Genomic DNA, 17,287 nt, shown 5'->3' on the forward strand with positions numbered 1-17,287 from the left:
GGACGCTCCATCACAATAGCGAATGGCGCGCCCCGCACAACAGCGGGCTGTGACGCTCAGCGCGGCGTCTGGGCCACCCCCTGCCAGGGTGCGCCGAGGAGCAGCTCGCCGCAGCGCTGGCGGAGGAACTCGCGCAGCAGGTTCACCGGCTTGCTCAACTGGGCGCGGTGCGGGCAGATCAGGTTCAGCGGCGTGGGCTCGCCGAGGTAATCCTCCAGGGCCAGCTGCAGTCGCCCGGCACGCACGTCGGCGGCCACGTCCAGCCAGGATTTGTACACCAGCCCCTGCCCCGCCACCGCCCAGCGCCGCACCACGTCGGCGTCATCGCAGACCCGGTCGCCGGCCACCGTAACCACCTGGCTGCGGCGCCCTTCGTGGAAGGTCCACTGGTCATGCACGCGGCCACCGAGCAGGTACAACAGGCAGTTGTGCCGGTGCAGTTCCTCCGGCGTGCGCGGCCGGCCATGGCGGGCGAAGTAATCCGGCGCACCACAGAGCACGCGGCGATTGCCCGGTGCCAGGGGCAGCGCCACCAGGCTGGAATCCTCCGGCTCGCCGGAGCGGATGGCGATGTCCACCGGCTGACGGAACAGGTCGGCCACCTGGTCGCTGAGGAACAGGCGCACGCTGAGGCGCGGGTGCTCGGCCTGGAATTCGTCCAGCCAGGGCAGCAGCACGTTGCGGCCGAAATCCGAGGGCGCCGAGAGCTGCAGCAGCCCGCCGATGTCGCTCTTGCCGCCGGCCAGCTGCTGGCGGCCCTCGTCCAGGCTCTGCAATGCGGCGCGAGCGTGCACCAGGTACTGCTCGCCCTCGGCGGTCAGGCGCAGGCTGCGGGTGGAGCGGGCGAACAGGCGGGCGTCGAGGCGCTGCTCCAGGCGCTTGAGGGCGGCACTGGCCACGGCCGGGGAGATCTCCAGCTCGCGGGCGGCGGCGGAAAGGCTGCCACGGTCGGCGGTACGAACGAAGACGCTGAGGTCGTCGAGGCGCAGCATTTTCAAAAATCCTTTGAAAGACTGTCGTCTTCTAGCTGATTTTTCTTCGCCGCGAAATGGCTCAACCTATGCGCCATCGACCCCGGAGAAGCCGCCATGACCCCCTCGCTCCACCTGATCGCCCATATCGATGCCCTCCCCGGCCAGGCCGAGGCGGTGGAAACCGCCCTGCGCGAGCTGGTGGCCGCCAGCCGCAGCGAACCCGGCTGCCTGCAGTACGACCTGCACCGCGACCGCGCCGACGCGCTGCGCTTCGTCATGCTGGAAACCTGGCGCGACGACGCCGCCCTGGAGGCCCACAAGGCCACCGCCCACTACCGCCATTTCGGCGATGCCCATGGCAGCCGCCTCAAGGGCGTCACCCTCACCCTTCTCGATCGCCTCGCCTGAACCCAGGAGCCCACGATGAAAGCCGTTGCCTATTACCAGTCCCTGCCCATCGACCACGCCGATGCGCTGCAGGACGTCGAACTGCCCGCCCCCACCCCGGGCGCCCGTGACCTGCTGGTGGAGGTCCGCGCCATTTCGGTGAACCCGGTGGACACCAAGATCCGCCGCAACGTGCAGCCGGAGAACGGCCAGGCCAAGGTGCTGGGCTGGGACGTGGCCGGCGTGGTCAAGGCCGTGGGCAGCGACGTGACCCTGTTCCAGCCGGGCGACGAGGTGTTCTACGCCGGCGCCCTGACCCGCCCGGGCGGCAACGCCGAGCTGCACCTCGTTGACGAGCGCATCGTCGGCAAGCGCCCCCGGAGCCTGGACTTCGCCAAGTCCGCCGCCCTGCCGCTGACCGCCATCACCGCCTGGGAGCTGCTGTTCGACCGCCTGGGCATCGCCGAAGGCAAGGCCGACCAGGGCCAGAGCCTGCTCATCGTCGGCGCCGCCGGCGGCGTCGGCTCCATCCTCGTGCAGCTGGCCCGCCAGCTCACCGGCCTGACCGTGATCGGCACCGCCTCGCGGCCGGAAACCCAGGCCTGGGTCCGCGAGCTGGGCGCCCACCACGTGATCGACCACAGCCAGCCCCTGGCGTCCGAGCTCAAGCGCATCGGCCTCGACAGCGTCACCCACGTCGCCAGCCTGACCCAGACCGACCAGCACCTGGAACAGCTGGTGGAAGCCCTGGCGCCCCAGGGCAAGCTGGCGCTGATCGACGACCCGGCCGGCCTCGACGTGCTCAAGCTCAAGCGCAAGAGCATCTCGCTGCACTGGGAGTTCATGTACACCCGCTCGATGTTCGAGACCGCCGACATGATCGAACAGCACAGGCTGCTCAACCGCGTCAGCGAGCTGATCGACGCCGGCGTGCTGAAGACCACCTTCGGCGAACACTTCGGCCGCATCGACGCCGCCAACCTCAAGCGCGCCCACGCGCTGCTGGAAAGCGGCAAGGCCAAGGGCAAGATCGTGCTCGAGGGGTTCTGAGGTCCTCGCCTGCCAATGGGGTGTCCACCTGGGCGCCCCATCGCGAATGAGTTCCCACAACAGCGAACCCCTGCGCGGACATGACCACTGCGTAGGGTGGAGGTCGCTTTTTACCTCCACCAAGCGGGGCCGGGAATGGCATTTCGTTATGCATGAAGCTCTGCATCGATGGGTTTCGCTGGGCTCGCGGAGCGCCGCCCGACCCATCCTACGAATACGTCGATGCTGGCGGGGTGCATATCGTGGGCCCAGCGCCTCCGCCGAACGGTCGTCCACCACCAGTCGGCAATTTGATCCGGGTCATTTTCTGTCATCTACCCGGGTCTACACTGGGGGCTCACTTTCTCAGGGAGAGGGCACCATGAACGTCATAGTCCGACCACTCCGTACCACCCAGGGCAACAGTTGGCAGGTCTGCATGGACCAGCACGCGGTGAGCTTCCGCAGCGAGGCCGAGGCGCAACGCTTCGTCGCCACGCTGGAGGCGCGGCTCAAGGCACCGCACGTGCTGCCCGAGCTGAAACAGCGGGCTGCGGGCTAGCCGAGCACCGACGGCTGGCCCCGGGTCAGCCGCCAGGTGACCAGCGACGCACACACGGCACCGACGCCGCACAGGCAGATCACCATCGCCATCGGCATCGCCGATCCATCGTGCAACACCCCCACCAGCGCGGCGGCACCCGCCGCCACGCTGAACTGCAGGCTGCCCATCAGCGCCGAGGCGCTGCCGGCATGGCGGCCCTGGCCGGCCATGGCGCTGGCCGAGGCGTTGGGGATGATGATGCCGAGGCTGGCGATGCAGCCGAACAGCGGCACCAGCAATGGCCACAGCGCCTCGGTATGCGCGTGGGCCACCGCCAGCAGCGCCAGCGCGCACGCCAGGTAGAACCACACCACCCGCCGCATCCAGTAGGCCGGCCCGCCGAAGCGCATCAGCCAGGCGTTGACCTGGGCCACCAGGATGAAGCCCAGGGCGTTGCCGCCGAACAGCCAGCCGTAGTGCTCCGCCGGCACGCCGTAGAGCTCGATGAAGACGAAGGGCGAACCGGCGATGTAGGCGAACATGCCGGCCATGGACAGGCCGCCGGTCATGGCGTAGCCGATGAACACCCCATCCCCCAGCAGGCGCTTGTACTGGCCCAGGGCGCCGCGCAACGGCGGGCGCTCGTCGCCGCTGGTGAGGGTTTCCGGCAGCCAGAGGTAGACGCCGGTCAGCACCAGGGCGCTGAACAGGGTCAGCCCGAAGAAGATCGACGGCCAGCCGAACAGGTCCAACAGCAGGCCGCCGCCCAGGGGCGCGAGGATCGGCGCCAGGCCCATCACCAGCATCAGTTGCGAGAACACCTTGGCCGATGTGATGGGGTCGCAGAGATCGCGCACCACCGCCCGTGACACCACCATCCCCGCGCAACCACCCAGGGCCTGGACGAAGCGCGCGCCGATCAACCATTCCAGGCTCGGCGCCAGGGCGCAGGCCACCGAGGCCAGGGTGAACAGGCTTACCCCCACCAGCAGCGGCAGGCGCCGGCCGAAGCGGTCGGCGATGGGGCCGTAGAGCAACTGCCCGATGGCCAGGCCGATGAAATAGGACGCCAGGCTCAACTGCACGTGCTCCACGTCGGTGGAGAAGGCCTGGGCCAGCGCCGGGAAGCTCGGCAGGTAGAAGTCGATGGCCATCGGGCCGAAGGCACTGAGCGACCCGAGGATCAGCAGGATGCGGAAATTCATGGTTCACCTGAAAACAGGGCGCCGCCCCGAGGGCGGCGCCGTGGACTGCAAAAGACCGTGGAGCGATCGCGTGGTTCGATGTTCAGCGAGGCGGGCGCGTCACTCGGTCGCCGGTGCCTTCTTCTTGCGACCCAGCTTGTCGGCGGCGGATTCCACCAGCAGATAGAACATCGGGATGAGGAAGGTTGCCAGCAACGTGGCGGCAAGCATACCGCCAATCACCCCGGTACCGATCGAATGTCGGCTCGCCGAGCCCGCGCCGGTGCTGATGGCCAGGGGCACGCAGCCAAGGATGAAGGCCAGCGAGGTCATGACGATGGGGCGGAAGCGCAGCTTGGCCGCCTCCAGCGAGGACTCGAAGATGCCCTTGCCCTCCTCGCGGCAGAGCACGGCGAACTCGATGATGAGGATGGCGTTCTTCGCCGCCAGGCCGATCAGCGTGACCAGCCCCACCTGGAAGTACACGTCGTTGGACAGCCCGCGCATCCACACCGCGAGGATGGCGCCGAACACCGCGAAGGGCACGGCGGTGACCACGGCGATGGGCAGGGTCCAGCGCTCGTACTGGGCGGCGAGGATGAGGAACACTAGCACCAGGCCGAAGATGAAGGCCTTGCTGCCCGAGCCCTGGGTGGCCAGTTCCTGGTAGGCCGAGCCGATCCAGCCGATGCTGTAGTCCTCGCCCAGCACCTCGTCCGCCACCTCCTGCATGGCCGCCAGAGCCTGGCCGGAGCTGTAGCCCGGCGCCGGGCCGCCGAGGATCTTGGCCGCCGGGTAGACGTTGAAGCGCGCGTAGGAGTCCGGCCCGAGGATGCGCTGCACCCGCACCAGGGACGACAGCGGCACCAGGTCGCCGGAAGCCGAGCGCACATAGACCTGGCTGAGGTCCTCGGGCTTGCGGCGGAACTCGGACTCCGCCTGCAGGCTGACCTGCCAGGTGCGCCCGTAGAGGGTGAAGTCGTTGACGTAGTAGCTGCCGAAGGTGGACTGCATGGCGGTGAACACATCGTTCACCGCCACCCCCAGGGCGCGGGCCTTGGTGCGGTCGAGGTCGACGTAGTACTGCGGCACGTTGGCGTTGAAGGTGGTGTTCACCCCCACCAGTTCCGGGCGCTTGGAGATGGCGCCGATGAACTTGGTGACCGTCTCTTCCAGTTGCTGGACGCTGCCGCCGGAGCGGTCCTGGATGTAGGCCTCGAAGCCGCCGGTGGTGCTCATGCCGGTAATCGGCGGCGGGTTGAAGGTCATCACCACGCCATCCTTCTGCCCGGCGCCCATGGCCATGAAGCTGGGTGGCAGGTTGCGCGCGTCCAGTTCGTCGGTGGTGCGCTCCTTCCAGTCCTTCAGCGGCACGAAGGACACCCCGGCGTTGCTGCGGGTGCCGAAGGTGAGCACGTCGAAGCCGGCGAAGGTGACCACGTCCTGCACCGCCGGGTGCTTCATCAGTTGCTCGGTCACCGCGCTGGTGACCTCTTCGGTGCGGGTCAGGGAGGCGGCCGGGGGCAGGAAGTAGGCGTTGATCACATAGCCCTGGTCTTCATCCGGCACCAGCGAGCCGGGCACCCGGCCGAACAGCACCACCATCAGCGCGATCATCCCGCCGAACAGCAGCAGGCCGATGACGCTGCGCTTGAGGAAGAAGCGCACGCCGGCGGTGTAGCCGTCGGTAGCGCGGTCGAAGAAGCGGTTGAACCAGCGGAACGGCGCCGCCGGCTCCTCGTGGGTGGGCTTGAGCAGCAGGGCGCAGAGCGCCGGTGACAGGGTCAGCGCGACGATGCCGGAGATCACCACCGACACCGCGATGGTGATCGCGAACTGCTTATACATCTGCCCCGCCAGGCCGCCAAGGAAGCCCACCGGGACGAACACCGCGCAGAGCACCAGGACGATGGCGACAATGGGCCCGGTGACCTCCTCCATGGCCTTGATCGAGGCATCGCGCGGACTGAGCTTCTCGGTGCGCATCACCCGCTCGACGTTCTCCAGCACCACGATGGCGTCGTCCACGACGATGCCGATGGCCAGCACCATGCCGAACAGGGTCAGCAGGTTGATGGAGAAGCCGAGCATGTACATGCCGGCGAAGGTGCCGATCAGCGACACCGGGATGGCCAGCACCGGGATCAGCGTGGCGCGCCAGTTCTGCAGGAAGATGAAGACCACCAGCATCACCAGCACCAGGGCTTCGACGAAGGTGTGGATAACCTCCTCGATGGAGACCTTGACGAACTTGGTGGTGTCGTAGGGGATCTTGTAGGCGATGCCGTCGGGGAAGCGCTTCTCCAGGCGCTTCATGGTGTTCTCCACCGCCTCGGCGGTGTCCAGGGCGTTGGCGCCGGGTTGCAGGTAGATGCCGAAGGCGGCGTTCTGCTGGCCGTTCAGCGAGGTCATCAGCGAGTAGTCCTGGGCGCCCAGTTCCACCCGCGCCACGTCCTTGAGCAGCAGGCTGGCGCCGGTGGAGTCGGTGCGCAAGATGACGCTCTCGAACTCCTTGGGTTCGGTGAAACGGCCCTTGGTGGTGACGGTGTAGGTGAAGTCCTGGGGCTGGTTCAGGGGCTGCTTGCCGAAGCTGCCGGCGGCGAACTGGGAGTTCTGCTCCTGGATGGCCTTGACCACGTCGCTGGGGGTCAGGTCGTACTGCGCCAGCTTGTCCGGCCGCAGCCAGATGCGCATGGAGTAGTCCTTGGAACCGAACTGGCTGGCGTCACCGACGCCGGGGATGCGCTTGAGCTCGTCGATCACGTTGATCAGCGCGTAGTTGCTGATATAGATCGGGTCGCGGGAATCATCCGGGGAGAACAGCGTGACCACCTGGAGGATGTCGGAGGATTTCTTCTCCACCTTCACCCCTTGCCGGCGCACCTCCTCGGGCAGCTTGGCCAGGGCGGCCTGGACCTTGTTGTTGACGTCGATGGTGGCCTGGTCCGGGTCGGTGCCCACCTGGAAGTACACGGTCAGGCTCATGGCGCCGTTGCTGTCGGAGTTGGACAGCTGGTAGATCATGCCCTGCACGCCGTTGATCTCCTGCTCCAGCGGCGCCGCCACGGTCTCGGCGATGACCTGGGAGCTGGCGCCCGGGTAGCTGGCGGTGACCGAGACCTGCGGCGGCAGGATCTCCGGGTACTGGGCGATGGGCAGCGCGCGCATGGCCGCGAGGCCGCCGAGGATGATGACGATGGAGATGACCGCGGCGAACACCGGGCGGTCGATGAAGAAGCGTGAGATCACGGCGGACGCTCCTCAGGATTGTTGCGGCTGGTCGGCGGGCTTGTCCTTCGCTTCGACGGCCTTGACCGGCGAATCGGGCCTGACCTTGGGCAGGCCCTCGACTATCACCCGGTCACCTTCGGCGATGCCGGACTCGATGACCCAGCGCCCCTCGGAGGTGTCGCCGGTCTTGACCTCGCGCATGCGCGCCACGCCGTCCTTGTCCACCACGTAGACGAAGGTGCCGCGCGGTCCCTGGGCCAGGGCGCGCTCGGGCACGGTGATCGCCTTGGGCCGGCTCAGCCCCTTGACCAGCACCCGCACGAACTGCCCGGGCAGCAGCTTCTGCTCGGGGTTGGGCACCACGGCGCGGGCACTGACGGTGCCGGTGCCGGTGTTGACGAAGCTGTCGGTGAAGTCGACGCGGCCTTCCAGCGGGTAGGTAGAGCCATCGCCGAACTTGAGCACGGCGGCCATCTTGCCGCCCTCGGGCAGGGTCAGCTTGCCGGTCTGCACGTCCTCGCGGATGCGCTCGGCTTCGGTGTCCGGGTAGCCGAAGTTGACGTAGATGGGGTCGAGCTGGGTGAGTTGGGTGAGCAGGCTGGAATTGGGATCACCGGCCACCACCAGGCTGCCCTCGGAGCGGGTCTCCTTGCTGGTCATGCCGGTGATGGGCGCCTTCACCGTGGTGTAGTCGAGGTCGATCTGCTTGGCCTGCACGTTGGCTTCGGCGGCCTGGACGTTGGCCTTGCTCTGTTCGTAGTTGGAGACGGCATTGTCCAGCTCGCTCTCGCTGGCGAAGCCCTTCTTCTGCAGTTCGCGGATGCGCTTGAGGTCGCGCTCGGTCTGGCGGTAGCGCGCCTGCTCCTGGGCCAGGGCGCCCTTGGCGCTGCCGAGGGCGGCCTGGTAGGTGCGCGGGTCGATGCGGAACAGCACCTGGCCGCGCTGCACCTTGCTGCCCTCCTGGTAGGTACGCTCCTGGAGGATGCCGCTGACCTGGGCGCGCACTTCCACCTCGCGATAGCCGGCGGTGCGCCCGGCGTATTCCAGGGTCATCGGCAGGGGCGCGGTCTTCACCGTTTCAACCAGCACCTCGGGTGGCGGTGGTGCCGCCTTGGCCGGGGCATCCGCCGCTTCGGCGACCGTGCCCAGGGACATCAGGCCGAAAGCGAAGACGCGCAGCGAAAGGGTGAAAGAGGGTGAAAGCGGCATAGTGCGTCTCCATTCCATGACAGCGCCCGATTGGCAAAAACAGGAAACAGGTCAAGGCTGGATACATACGTTCACGCTTGTAAAAGCAGTATCCGACTGCAAAATCGGTAAACTCTGGCCCCCGAACAGAAGCCTAGACAGTATTCGTCCAACTGCTATGCGCAGAACCAAAGAAGAAGCGGAGAAAACCCGCAGCGATATCCTGGCTGCCGCCGAGGTGCTCTTCCTCGAGAACGGTGTCGCCCACACGTCCCTCGAGCAGATCGCCCGAGCGGCGGGCGTCACCCGTGGCGCCGTTTACTGGCACTTCCAGAACAAGGCCCACCTGTTCCACGAGATGCTCAACCAGGTGCGCCTGCCCCCGGAGCAGATGGCCCAGCGCCTGCACGGCGCCGAAGGCCGCGACCTGCTGCAGTCGCTGCTGGAGCTGTGCGTGGAGGCCATCACCAGCCTGGCCCTGGACGAGCAGCGCCATCGCATCTTCAACATCCTCCTGCACCGCTGCGAGTTCACCGAGGAACTGCGCGAGGCGGAGGATCGCCACAACGCCTTCGTCAATCAGTTCATCGACCTGTGCGAGGAGCTCTTCGCCCGCCCCGGCTGCGTCGAGCGGTTGATGGACGGCCTCACCCCGCGCCTGGCCTCGCGCGCGTTGCACGCGCAGGTGATCGGGCTGTTCACCGACTGGACGCGCGACCCCGAGCTGTTCGATCCACAGCGCGAGGCCGGCATCCTGGTCGGCACCCTGTTCCGCGGCATGTTCCGCGACTGGGACCAGGGCGCCTGAGGACGGGTCAGGCCGCGGCGGCCTGGTAGCCCTCCTCGCGGATCGCCGCCAGGACCTCGTCCAGGGACAGCCGGCTGGCCACCCGCACCTCGCCGGCGCCCAGGTCCACCTGGACCTCTGCCGCCGGGTCGCGGGCCTGCAGCGACTGGGTGATGGCGCGGACGCAGTGGCCGCAGGACATGCCGCTTACCTTGAGAATCTGCATGGTTCAACTCCTGAGTTGATGGGTCTGGAATCAGTCTCGGGCTTGCCACGGTGGCAAGGTCAAGCGGGCCGCGATCCCCTACACTCAAGCCATGCCGTTCCGGAGTCGCCGCCATGTCCCCCACCCGCTTCTGCCTGCTCGCCCTGCTCACCCTCGCCGGCCCCGCCAGCGCGCAATCCCCCATCGACTACAGCGTGCTGATCGTCACCCGCGAACGGGTCGAGCTGCCCACCAACTGCGACGTCGGTCTGTACCTGCAGGACCAGCTCGCCGCACGCCTGGTGCAGGGCGAGAGCATTGCCGTCAACCTGCAACCGGGCCCGGTTTCCATCCGCCTCGGCCTGCTCGGCCCCGGTCGCTGCAAGCCCGGCATCGAGCAGCAGCGCCAGCAGTCCATCAGCCTGGAGGCCGGCGAGGTGCGCAAATACCGCCTGGCGATGAACACCTCCGGCCTGTACCTGACGCCGGCGCTGTCCAATCCCTGAACCAGGCCCCGGTCCCGGGCTGAAGCCCGGGCTACCCGCTGCGGCGGTGCCGGGCCATCGCGGATGAATCCGCTCCCACAAAAAAGCCTGTGCTCATAAGGGCCCCGTGCGCGCCGGGTAGATCGCCGGGCGAATGAATTGGCTCTGTCGGTGTTAGCTGTTGTGGTTTTAAAGCAAGGGCTCAAGCACGGCCATTTCCGGGCCCCAAAGGGTTTGTGCCACCTCCACCGCATGGGTTTCGCTCCGCTCTACCCATCCTACGAAAGCCCGTTCGCACCACGTAGCGATACGCTGGACGAAGAAAGTTGGAGCAGCCGCCAACGCCCCTCCAGGAGGCCGAACGCAGTCGTTGCGCCGGGGGACGAGCGGCATGGATGCCGCGAGAGGCGCGCCAGGCCATGGATGGCCCATCGCGCCGACCCCAGACGACGCTTGCGGCGAACGCACTTCAGTGCGGCCCGAAGGGCGAGCGTAGCGAGTAACGGCGATGGAGTGAGGGAACCCGACGCAGTCGGGCCGGATGATGGGGCAAGCCCTTTTGGTTTCTTTTGGGTGGTTCGGCACCCCGACGACTGCCAAAAGAGACTCGCCCGGGGGTGGGCGAAACCAGAAACATCACCAGAGCTCGGCAATCAGCTGGGCTCAATTCTTCTAGCAACACTTAACGCAGACATAGCCAATGAATTCGCCTCTACAGAGGGAGCGCTGCGACAACTCGCCGCTTGACCTTGCCCTCGTGTCAAGGTCGATCCTATGGGCAACCCAGGAGGAATTGCCCATGAATCCATCCGTTTCGTTCGACCTGCCGATTGCCGGGATGACCTGCGCCAGCTGCGCCGGGCGCGTGGAGCGTGCCCTGGCCAAGGTGCCTGGGGTGAAGGCCGCCAGCGTCAACCTGGCCACCGAGCGCGCCCGTATAGAAGCACCGGACGACAGCCTGCCGGCCCTGCGCGCGGCGGTTGAAGGCGCCGGCTACGCGGTGCCCGGCCAGCGTCTGGAACTGGCCATCGACGGCATGACATGCGCCAGCTGCGTGGGCCGTGTGGAACGCGCCCTGGCCAAGGTGCCGGGGGTGGGCGAGGTGACGGTGAACCTGGCCACCGAGCGCGCCCACCTGCTGTTGCTCGGCGAAGTGGAGCGCAGCACGCTGCTGCAGGCCGTGGAGCGGGCCGGCTACCACGCCCGCGCCCTGGATGCCGCGACACCGCCCAGCGACGACACCGCCAGCCGCCTGCGTCGCGAGCGCTGGGCGCTGTGCATCGCCCTGGCCCTGGCGCTACCCCTGGTGCTGCCGATGCTGCTGGAACCCTTCGGCCTGCACTGGATGCTGCCGGCCTGGGCGCAGTTCGCCCTGGCCACCCCGGTGCAGTTCATCCTCGGTGCGCGCTTCTACCGCGCCGCCTGGAAGGCCGTGCGCGCCGGCGCCGGCAACATGGACCTGCTGGTGGCCATCGGCACCAGCGCCGGCTACGGCCTGAGCCTCTACCAATGGGCCACCGCCCACCCCGGCCACACGCCGCACCTGTACTTCGAAGCCTCGGCGGTGGTCATCGCCCTGGTGCTGCTGGGCAAGTACCTGGAAAGCCGCGCCAAGCGCCAGACCAGCGCCGCCATCCGCGCCCTCGAAGCGCTGCGCCCGGAACGGGCCATCCGCCTGCATGACGGCCGCGAAGAAGAGGTGGCCATCGCCGAACTGCGCCTGGGCGACGAGGTGCTGGTGAAGCCCGGTGAGCGCTTCCCGGTGGACGGCGAGGTGCTGGAAGGCCAGAGCCACGCCGACGAGGCCCTGATCAGCGGCGAGAGCCTGCCGGTGCCCAAGCGCCCCGGCGACAGCGTCACCGGTGGCGCCATCAACGGCGAAGGCCGCCTGCGGGTACGCACCAGCGCCATCGGCGGCGAGACCGTGCTGGCACGCATCATCCGCCTGGTGGAAGACGCTCAGGCGGCCAAGGCACCGATCCAGAAACTGGTGGACCGGGTCAGCCAGGTGTTCGTCCCGGCGGTGCTGCTGATCGCCCTGGCCACCCTCGGCGGCTGGCTGCTGGCCGGCGCGCCCCTGGAAACTGCACTGATCAACGCCGTCGCCGTGCTGGTGATCGCCTGCCCCTGCGCCCTCGGCCTGGCCACGCCGACGGCGATCATGGCCGGCACCGGCGTCGCCGCCCGCCACGGCATCCTGATCAAGGACGCCGAGGCCCTGGAGGTCGCCCACGCGGTCACAGCCGTGGCCTTCGACAAGACCGGCACCCTCACCTCCGGCACCCCGCGCATCACCAACCTGAGCGCCGCCGATGGCGACGAAGCCAGCCTGCTGGCGCTGGCCGGCGCCCTGCAGCGCGGCAGCGAGCACCCGCTGGCCAAGGCCGTGCTCGACGCCTGCAGCGAGCGTGCCCTGACGGTGCCCCAGGTCGCGGACAGCCAATCCCTCACCGGGCGCGGTATCCAGGGTGTGGTGGACGGGCGCCTGCTGGCCCTGGGCAACCGTCGCCTGCTGGACGAAAGCACGCTAGACGGCGGTGCCCTGCTGGCCTCAGCCGAGGCCTGGGAGGCCCAGGGCCGCACCCTGTCCTGGCTGCTGGAGCTGCAGCCCCAGGCACGGGTGATCGGCCTGTTCGCCTTCGGCGACAGCCTCAAGGACGGTGCCCGTGAAGCCGTGCAGGCCCTGCGCGAGCGCCACGTGGCCAGCCACCTGATCACCGGCGACAACCGTGGCAGCGCCCGGGTGGTGGCCGAGGCACTGGGCATCGACGACGTACACGCCGAAGTGCTGCCGGCGGACAAGGCCGCCGAAGTGGCACGGCTCAAGGCCGGTGGCGCAGTGGTGGCGATGGTCGGTGACGGCATCAACGATGCCCCGGCCCTCGCGGCGGCGGACGTCGGCATCGCCATGGGTGGCGGCACGGACGTGGCCATGCACGCTGCCGGCATCACCCTGATGCGCGGCGACCCGCGCCTGGTACCCGCCGCCCTGGAGATCGCCCGGCGCACCTATGGCAAGATCCGCCAGAACCTGTTCTGGGCCTTCATCTACAACCTGGTGGGCATCCCCCTCGCCGCCGCCGGCATGCTCAACCCGGTGGTCGCCGGCGCCGCGATGGCACTCTCCAGCGTCAGCGTGGTGAGCAACGCCCTGCTGCTGAAGACCTGGAAGCCGGCCGGGGACGAACCCAAGGAAGACTGACGCCAGGACGTTGTTCTGGCAGGGGCGGATTCATTCGCCAAGCGCCCCCCACGGGGCGCCCGGACACCTCAACCCGAGAGGACAGATGCATGAACATCGGCCAGGCCGCGAAGAAGAGCGGGCTCACCGCGAAGATGATCCGCTACTACGAATCCATCGGCCTGCTGCCCGAGGCCGGGCGCAGCGACAGCGGCTACCGCCAGTACAGCCAGCAGGACCTGCACAGCCTGGCCTTCATCCGCCGCTCGCGGGACCTGGGCTTCTCCCTGGAGGAGGTCGGCAAGCTGCTGCAGCTGTGGCAGGACCGTGGCCGCGCCAGCGCCGACGTCAAGGCACTGGCCCGCGACCATATCGAAGAACTTAACCGCAAGATCGCCGAGCTGGCGGGGCTGCGCGACACCCTGCAGGAACTGGTGGACCACTGCCAGGGCGATCACCGCCCCGACTGCCCGATCCTCAAGGACCTGGAGTCGGGCGGCGGCTGCCACTGACCAGACGGCCCAGCAGCCCCTTGGGCAGCACGGTGATCGCCAGGCCGACGAAGACGATGACGCAGGCCAGCCAGCCCGCCGGGCTCAGCGCCTCGTCCAGCAGCAGCCAACCGGACAGCAGCCCGGAGATGGGCACCGCCAGGGCGAAGGGGGTGACCAGGCTCGCCGGGTGGCGGCTGAGCAGGAAGCTCCAGATGGCGAAACCCAGGGTGGTGGCGCCGAAGGCCACGAACAGCAGCGAGCCGTAGCCCACCAGGGTGGCGTGCTCGAAGGACGCGACCATCGCCTGCGGCCCCTCGAACACCCAGGACAGCGCCAGCAACGGCAGCGGCGGCACCAGGCTCACCCAGCAGATAAGCCGCAGCATGTCGGTGGCGCCCGCACGCTTGGTGGCGATGTTGGCGAAGGCCCAGGCCAGGGCCGCCACCAGCACCAGCGCGAACGCCAGCAGGCTGTCGCCCATGGGCCGCTCCAGGCCGATCAGCACCAGGCCGGACGCCGCCAGCGCCAGGCCCAGCACCCCGCGCCGGCTGGGCCGCTCACCCAGCAACAGGGCGGCGATGAGGATGGTGAAGAACACCTGGCTCTGCAGCACCAGGGAGGTGAGCCCTGCGGGCATGCCGATCTTCATGCCGATGAACAGCACACCGAACTTGAACACCCCCAGCAGCAGGCCGATCTGCACGATGCGCCACAGCGGTGCCGGCATCGGCCCGCGCAGGAACAGCAGCGGCGTGGCCGCCAGGGCGAAGCGCAGGGCGCAGAACAGCAGCGGCGGGAATTCCGCCAGGCCGAGCTTGATGATCACGAAGTTGACGCCCCAGACCAGGGTCACCAACAGGGCGAGAAGGATGTGCGGCAAGGGCATGGCGGGCACTCGTATAGCGGGCTGGCCACGCTAGCAGGTCATCGGCCGCTTGTATGGATACAGATGCCCGCTAATGGCGGGATACAGGAGCGCCGGCGCGGCTCGGGCGCCCATGAAAAAGCCCCCGGAGGCGCATCTACCTGGGTAGACGCCCCGCCGAGGGCTTTCCGGGAACCGGTGCGGGCGCGATCAGCCCTGGGATTGCAGGTAGTTCTGCAGGCCCACGCGGTCGATCAGGCCCAGCTGCTGTTCCAGCCAGTAGGCGTGGTCTTCCTCGGTGTCCTGCAACTGCAGGGCGAGGATGTCGCGGCTGATGTAGTCCTTGTGCTTCTCGCACAGGGTGATGCCCTTGCTCAGGGCGGCGCGCACGTCGTACTCGAGCTGGAGGTCGGCGCGCAGCATCTCCGGCACCGTGGCGCCCGGGTGGATCGGCTTGGGCGACATGTCCGGGGTGCTTTCGAGGAAGAGGATGCGCTTGAGCAGGGCATCGGCGTGCTCGGTCTCTTCTTCCATCTCGTGGTTGATCCGGTCGAAGAGCTTGGTGAAGCCCCAGTCGGCGTACATGCGCGAGTGCAGGAAGTACTGGTCGCGAGCGGCCAGCTCGCCCCGCAGCAGGTCCTTGAGGTATTCGACTACTTCGGCTTGCCCTTGCATTCGTGTGTTCTCCCCTGCAAACGCGGTGATTCGAGCGCGTAATGGTCCTGCGCGGATCGGCCCCGGTCAAGCGAGCCGATGCCGCAGCCTCAATTCTGCATCCAGGGCGGGGGCGGCGGCTCGTCGCGGGCCTTGTCCTCGTCCTCGTTGAGCAGCGCCTGGCGCCGCGCTTCCTCGGCCAGGGCGGCCTTGATCTCGCGCATCACCGAGTCGACGTCGGCGGCGTCCTCCGGCTCGTCGAACTGGCCGGTGAGCGGTGTTTCCGGGGTCAGCTTGCCGTCCTCGTAGAGCGCCCACATTTCCTTGGCATAGCGCGTGTAGAGCAATTCCGGGGCGAACTGCCCGAAATACGCAGCCATGTTGCCGACATCACGCTCCAGCATGCGGAACGCGTGGTTGTTGCCGGCGGCATCCACCGCCTGCGGCAGATCGATGATCACCGGGCCGTAGGGGTCGAGCAGGACGTTGAACTCGGACAGGTCGCCATGGACCAGGCCGGCGCAGAGCATCTTGACGATCTCGCCGATCATGAAGCCGTGGAATTCGCGGGCGTCCTCGGGCGTCAGGTCGACGTCATTGAGGCGCGGCGCGGCATCGCCGTAGCCATCGGTGACCAGCTCCATCAACAGCACGCCATCGAGGAAGTCATAGGGCTTGGGCACGCGCACGCCGGCGGCGGCCAGGCGGAACAGCGCCGCGACTTCGGCGTTCTGCCAGTTCTCTTCCTGTTCCTTGCGCCCGTACTTGGAGCCCTTGGCCATGGCCCGGGCGTCGCGGCTGTTACGCACCTTGCGCCCTTCCTGGTACTCGGCGGCCTGGCGGAAACCGCGCTTGTTGGCCTCCTTGTAGACCTTCGCGCAACGCAACTCGCTGCCACAACGCACAACGTAGACCGACGCTTCCTTACCACTCATCAGGGGCCTGACCACTTCGTCGACCAGGCCGTCTTCCACCAAAGGTTCAATGCGTTTTGGAGTCTTCATGCTGCTTTGTAGCCAATCCTCTGTTTACGGGCGGACATCGTCCGACTTTATACGGCATGCGCGCCCCCGCGACTATCCGCCGCGCTGCAGACTGTGGCGCAGCGCATCCATGGCATAGCGCACCTTGGCCGGCTGGGCATCGCGGCGCGGGGTGACGATGTAGATGCCGACGGGGTCGGTGCGCCAATCCGGCAGCACCCGCAGCAGGCGACCGCTGGTCAGTTCGTCGCGCACTTCCGGCTCCGGCTGCAGCGACAGGCCGAACCCGGCCAGGGTGAAGCTGCGGGTGGAGAGGATGTTGTTGCACACCACCCGGCTCTCGATGCGCAGGCGCTGCACCTCACCGCCCGGCCCGTGCAGGGTCACCGGGCCCTGCTGGCGGTCACTGCCCAGGCTCACCCAATCCAGCGCCAGCAGTTGCTCGGGGCGGGTGACGCCGGGGTGGCGGGCCAGGTAGGCCGGCGCGCAGCAGAGCAGCATCGGCCAATCACCGATATGCCGCGCCACCAGGCTGGAGTCCTCCAGCTTGCCGACACGCACCGCCATGTCGATGCGCTGCTCCACCAGGTCGATCTGCTCGTCATGGAAGAACAGGCGCAGGCTCAGCCCGGGGTGCGCCTCCAGCAACGGTGCCAGGGCGTCGGTCATGAAGCGCCCGGAGAAGCCCACCGGGGCGGCGATGCGCAACTCCCCCACCGGCGCATCGCGCAGCTCGGCCAGGCGCTGCTCGGCCTGTTGCGCCAGCTCCAGCACCTGCGCACAGCTGCGGTAGAACAGGCTGCCGGCCTCGGTCAGGGTGAGCTTGCGGGTGGTGCGGTGGAGCAGGCTGACCCGGGTCGACTCCTCCAGCTTGCGGATCTGCTGGCTGACCGCCGAGGCGCTCATGCCCAGGGCTTCCCCGGCCGCCACCATCGAGCCTTTCTCCACCACCGTGGCGAACACCGCCATGCGCTTGAGCTGCTCCATTCGTAAGCACCGCTTAATTGTGAAAGCGCTTTCTGCCACTTTTTCCGTCGATTATCCAGCAGCGATGATGCAGCACCTCGAATCACTCACCCAGTTCCAGGAGAACAGC

At 67.9% G+C, this 17,287-nt stretch carries 16 protein-coding genes; 7 read left to right on the plus strand and 9 right to left on the minus strand.

Annotated features, from left to right (window positions below; all coding sequences use genetic code 11):
* Positions 1–56: 56 nt before the first annotated feature.
* Entirely contained in the window at positions 57–992 is a 936-nt protein-coding gene (locus tag PI990_RS27795) for a LysR family transcriptional regulator (protein ID WP_271659102.1), read from the minus strand.
* Positions 993–1,088: 96 nt separating this feature from the next.
* On the opposite strand from PI990_RS27795, the gene PI990_RS27800 reads away from it, so the two are divergent.
* From PI990_RS27800 to PI990_RS27810, 3 genes are all read left to right on the plus strand, one after another.
* Entirely contained in the window at positions 1,089–1,382 is a 294-nt protein-coding gene (locus PI990_RS27800) for a putative quinol monooxygenase (protein ID WP_184492271.1), read from the plus strand.
* Between the two features lie 15 nt (positions 1,383–1,397).
* Positions 1,398–2,411, plus strand: coding sequence for a zinc-binding alcohol dehydrogenase family protein (locus PI990_RS27805; RefSeq protein ID WP_271659103.1), 1,014 nt, complete (start codon positions 1,398–1,400; stop codon positions 2,409–2,411).
* A gap of 361 nt (positions 2,412–2,772) precedes the next feature.
* Positions 2,773–2,952, plus strand: coding sequence for a hypothetical protein (locus PI990_RS27810; protein ID WP_021217162.1), 180 nt, complete (start codon positions 2,773–2,775; stop codon positions 2,950–2,952).
* Here PI990_RS27810 and PI990_RS27815 read toward each other — a convergent pair.
* The 3 genes from PI990_RS27815 to PI990_RS27825 all read right to left on the minus strand — a co-directional run bounded on the left by PI990_RS27815 (position 2,949) and on the right by PI990_RS27825 (position 8,558).
* Positions 2,949–4,139, minus strand: a complete 1,191-nt coding sequence (locus PI990_RS27815) for a multidrug effflux MFS transporter (RefSeq protein WP_021217163.1) — start codon at positions 4,137–4,139, stop codon at positions 2,949–2,951. The genes PI990_RS27810 and PI990_RS27815 overlap by 4 nt on opposite strands.
* A gap of 99 nt (positions 4,140–4,238) precedes the next feature.
* Positions 4,239–7,367, minus strand: a complete 3,129-nt coding sequence (locus tag PI990_RS27820; protein WP_271659104.1) for an efflux RND transporter permease subunit — start codon at positions 7,365–7,367, stop codon at positions 4,239–4,241.
* A gap of 12 nt (positions 7,368–7,379) precedes the next feature.
* On the minus strand, positions 7,380–8,558 hold the full coding sequence (locus tag PI990_RS27825) for an efflux RND transporter periplasmic adaptor subunit (RefSeq protein WP_423728036.1): 1,179 nt from the start codon (positions 8,556–8,558) through the stop codon (positions 7,380–7,382).
* A gap of 157 nt (positions 8,559–8,715) precedes the next feature.
* Here PI990_RS27825 and PI990_RS27830 point away from each other — a divergent pair, with 157 nt between their 5' ends.
* Positions 8,716–9,345, plus strand: a complete 630-nt coding sequence (locus PI990_RS27830; RefSeq protein ID WP_021217166.1) for a TetR family transcriptional regulator — start codon at positions 8,716–8,718, stop codon at positions 9,343–9,345.
* A 7-nt stretch (positions 9,346–9,352) separates the two neighbouring features.
* Here the strand turns inward: PI990_RS27830 and PI990_RS27835 are convergent, their stop codons facing one another.
* Complete coding sequence (locus tag PI990_RS27835) at positions 9,353–9,550, minus strand: heavy-metal-associated domain-containing protein (protein WP_043244619.1); 198 nt, start codon at positions 9,548–9,550, stop codon at positions 9,353–9,355.
* A gap of 113 nt (positions 9,551–9,663) precedes the next feature.
* Here PI990_RS27835 and PI990_RS27840 point away from each other — a divergent pair, with 113 nt between their 5' ends.
* The 3 genes from PI990_RS27840 to cueR all read left to right on the plus strand — a co-directional run bounded on the left by PI990_RS27840 (position 9,664) and on the right by cueR (position 13,707).
* Positions 9,664–10,035 carry a hypothetical protein gene (locus PI990_RS27840; RefSeq protein ID WP_271659105.1) on the plus strand — a complete coding sequence of 124 codons (372 nt, stop codon included), beginning with the start codon at positions 9,664–9,666 and terminating at the stop codon, positions 10,033–10,035.
* Between the two features lie 778 nt (positions 10,036–10,813).
* Positions 10,814–13,216, plus strand: a complete 2,403-nt coding sequence (locus tag PI990_RS27845; protein ID WP_271659106.1) for a heavy metal translocating P-type ATPase — start codon at positions 10,814–10,816, stop codon at positions 13,214–13,216.
* A gap of 89 nt (positions 13,217–13,305) precedes the next feature.
* Positions 13,306–13,707, plus strand: coding sequence for a Cu(I)-responsive transcriptional regulator (gene cueR, locus PI990_RS27850; RefSeq protein WP_271659107.1), 402 nt, complete (start codon positions 13,306–13,308; stop codon positions 13,705–13,707).
* Here the strand turns inward: cueR and PI990_RS27855 are convergent.
* From PI990_RS27855 to PI990_RS27870, 4 genes are all read right to left on the minus strand, one after another.
* Entirely contained in the window at positions 13,673–14,575 is a 903-nt protein-coding gene (locus tag PI990_RS27855) for an EamA family transporter (protein ID WP_271659108.1), read from the minus strand. The genes cueR and PI990_RS27855 overlap by 35 nt on opposite strands.
* Positions 14,576–14,764: 189 nt before the next feature.
* Positions 14,765–15,229, minus strand: a complete 465-nt coding sequence (gene bfr, locus PI990_RS27860; RefSeq protein WP_021219731.1) for a bacterioferritin — start codon at positions 15,227–15,229, stop codon at positions 14,765–14,767.
* An 89-nt stretch (positions 15,230–15,318) separates the two neighbouring features.
* Positions 15,319–16,212 (minus strand): PA4780 family RIO1-like protein kinase, encoded by an 894-nt coding sequence (locus PI990_RS27865; protein ID WP_031287779.1) that lies wholly within the window; start codon positions 16,210–16,212, stop codon positions 15,319–15,321.
* 72 nt (positions 16,213–16,284) lie between these two features.
* Positions 16,285–17,178: a LysR family transcriptional regulator gene (locus PI990_RS27870; protein WP_271659109.1), complete on the minus strand. Its 894-nt coding sequence runs from the start codon at positions 17,176–17,178 to the stop codon at positions 16,285–16,287.
* Positions 17,179–17,287 lie beyond the last annotated feature (109 nt).

The organism is Pseudomonas sp. TUM22785, from assembly GCF_028198105.1.
Classification (GTDB): domain Bacteria; phylum Pseudomonadota; class Gammaproteobacteria; order Pseudomonadales; family Pseudomonadaceae; genus Metapseudomonas; species Metapseudomonas solani.

Excerpts from the sequence above, each read along its gene's own strand:
- PI990_RS27805 (WP_271659103.1), top strand. The coding sequence starts at position 1,398 with ATGAAAGCCGTTGCCTATTACCAGTCCCTGCCCATCGACCACGCCGAT.
- PI990_RS27800 (WP_184492271.1), top strand. The coding sequence starts at position 1,089 with ATGACCCCCTCGCTCCACCTGATCGCCCATATCGATGCCCTCCCCGGC.
- PI990_RS27825 (WP_423728036.1), bottom strand. The coding sequence starts at position 8,558 with ATGCCGCTTTCACCCTCTTTCACCCTTTCGCTGCGCGTCTTCGCTTTC.
- PI990_RS27835 (WP_043244619.1), bottom strand. The coding sequence starts at position 9,550 with ATGCAGATTCTCAAGGTAAGCGGCATGTCCTGCGGCCACTGCGTCCGC.
- cueR (WP_271659107.1), top strand. The coding sequence starts at position 13,306 with ATGAACATCGGCCAGGCCGCGAAGAAGAGCGGGCTCACCGCGAAGATG.
- PI990_RS27815 (WP_021217163.1), bottom strand. The coding sequence starts at position 4,139 with ATGAATTTCCGCATCCTGCTGATCCTCGGGTCGCTCAGTGCCTTCGGC.
- PI990_RS27840 (WP_271659105.1), top strand. The coding sequence starts at position 9,664 with ATGTCCCCCACCCGCTTCTGCCTGCTCGCCCTGCTCACCCTCGCCGGC.
- PI990_RS27845 (WP_271659106.1), top strand. The coding sequence starts at position 10,814 with ATGAATCCATCCGTTTCGTTCGACCTGCCGATTGCCGGGATGACCTGC.
- PI990_RS27830 (WP_021217166.1), top strand. The coding sequence starts at position 8,716 with ATGCGCAGAACCAAAGAAGAAGCGGAGAAAACCCGCAGCGATATCCTG.
- bfr (WP_021219731.1), bottom strand. The coding sequence starts at position 15,229 with ATGCAAGGGCAAGCCGAAGTAGTCGAATACCTCAAGGACCTGCTGCGG.
- PI990_RS27795 (WP_271659102.1), bottom strand. The coding sequence starts at position 992 with ATGCTGCGCCTCGACGACCTCAGCGTCTTCGTTCGTACCGCCGACCGT.
- PI990_RS27865 (WP_031287779.1), bottom strand. The coding sequence starts at position 16,212 with ATGAAGACTCCAAAACGCATTGAACCTTTGGTGGAAGACGGCCTGGTC.
- PI990_RS27855 (WP_271659108.1), bottom strand. The coding sequence starts at position 14,575 with ATGCCCTTGCCGCACATCCTTCTCGCCCTGTTGGTGACCCTGGTCTGG.
- PI990_RS27870 (WP_271659109.1), bottom strand. The coding sequence starts at position 17,178 with ATGGAGCAGCTCAAGCGCATGGCGGTGTTCGCCACGGTGGTGGAGAAA.
- PI990_RS27810 (WP_021217162.1), top strand. The coding sequence starts at position 2,773 with ATGAACGTCATAGTCCGACCACTCCGTACCACCCAGGGCAACAGTTGG.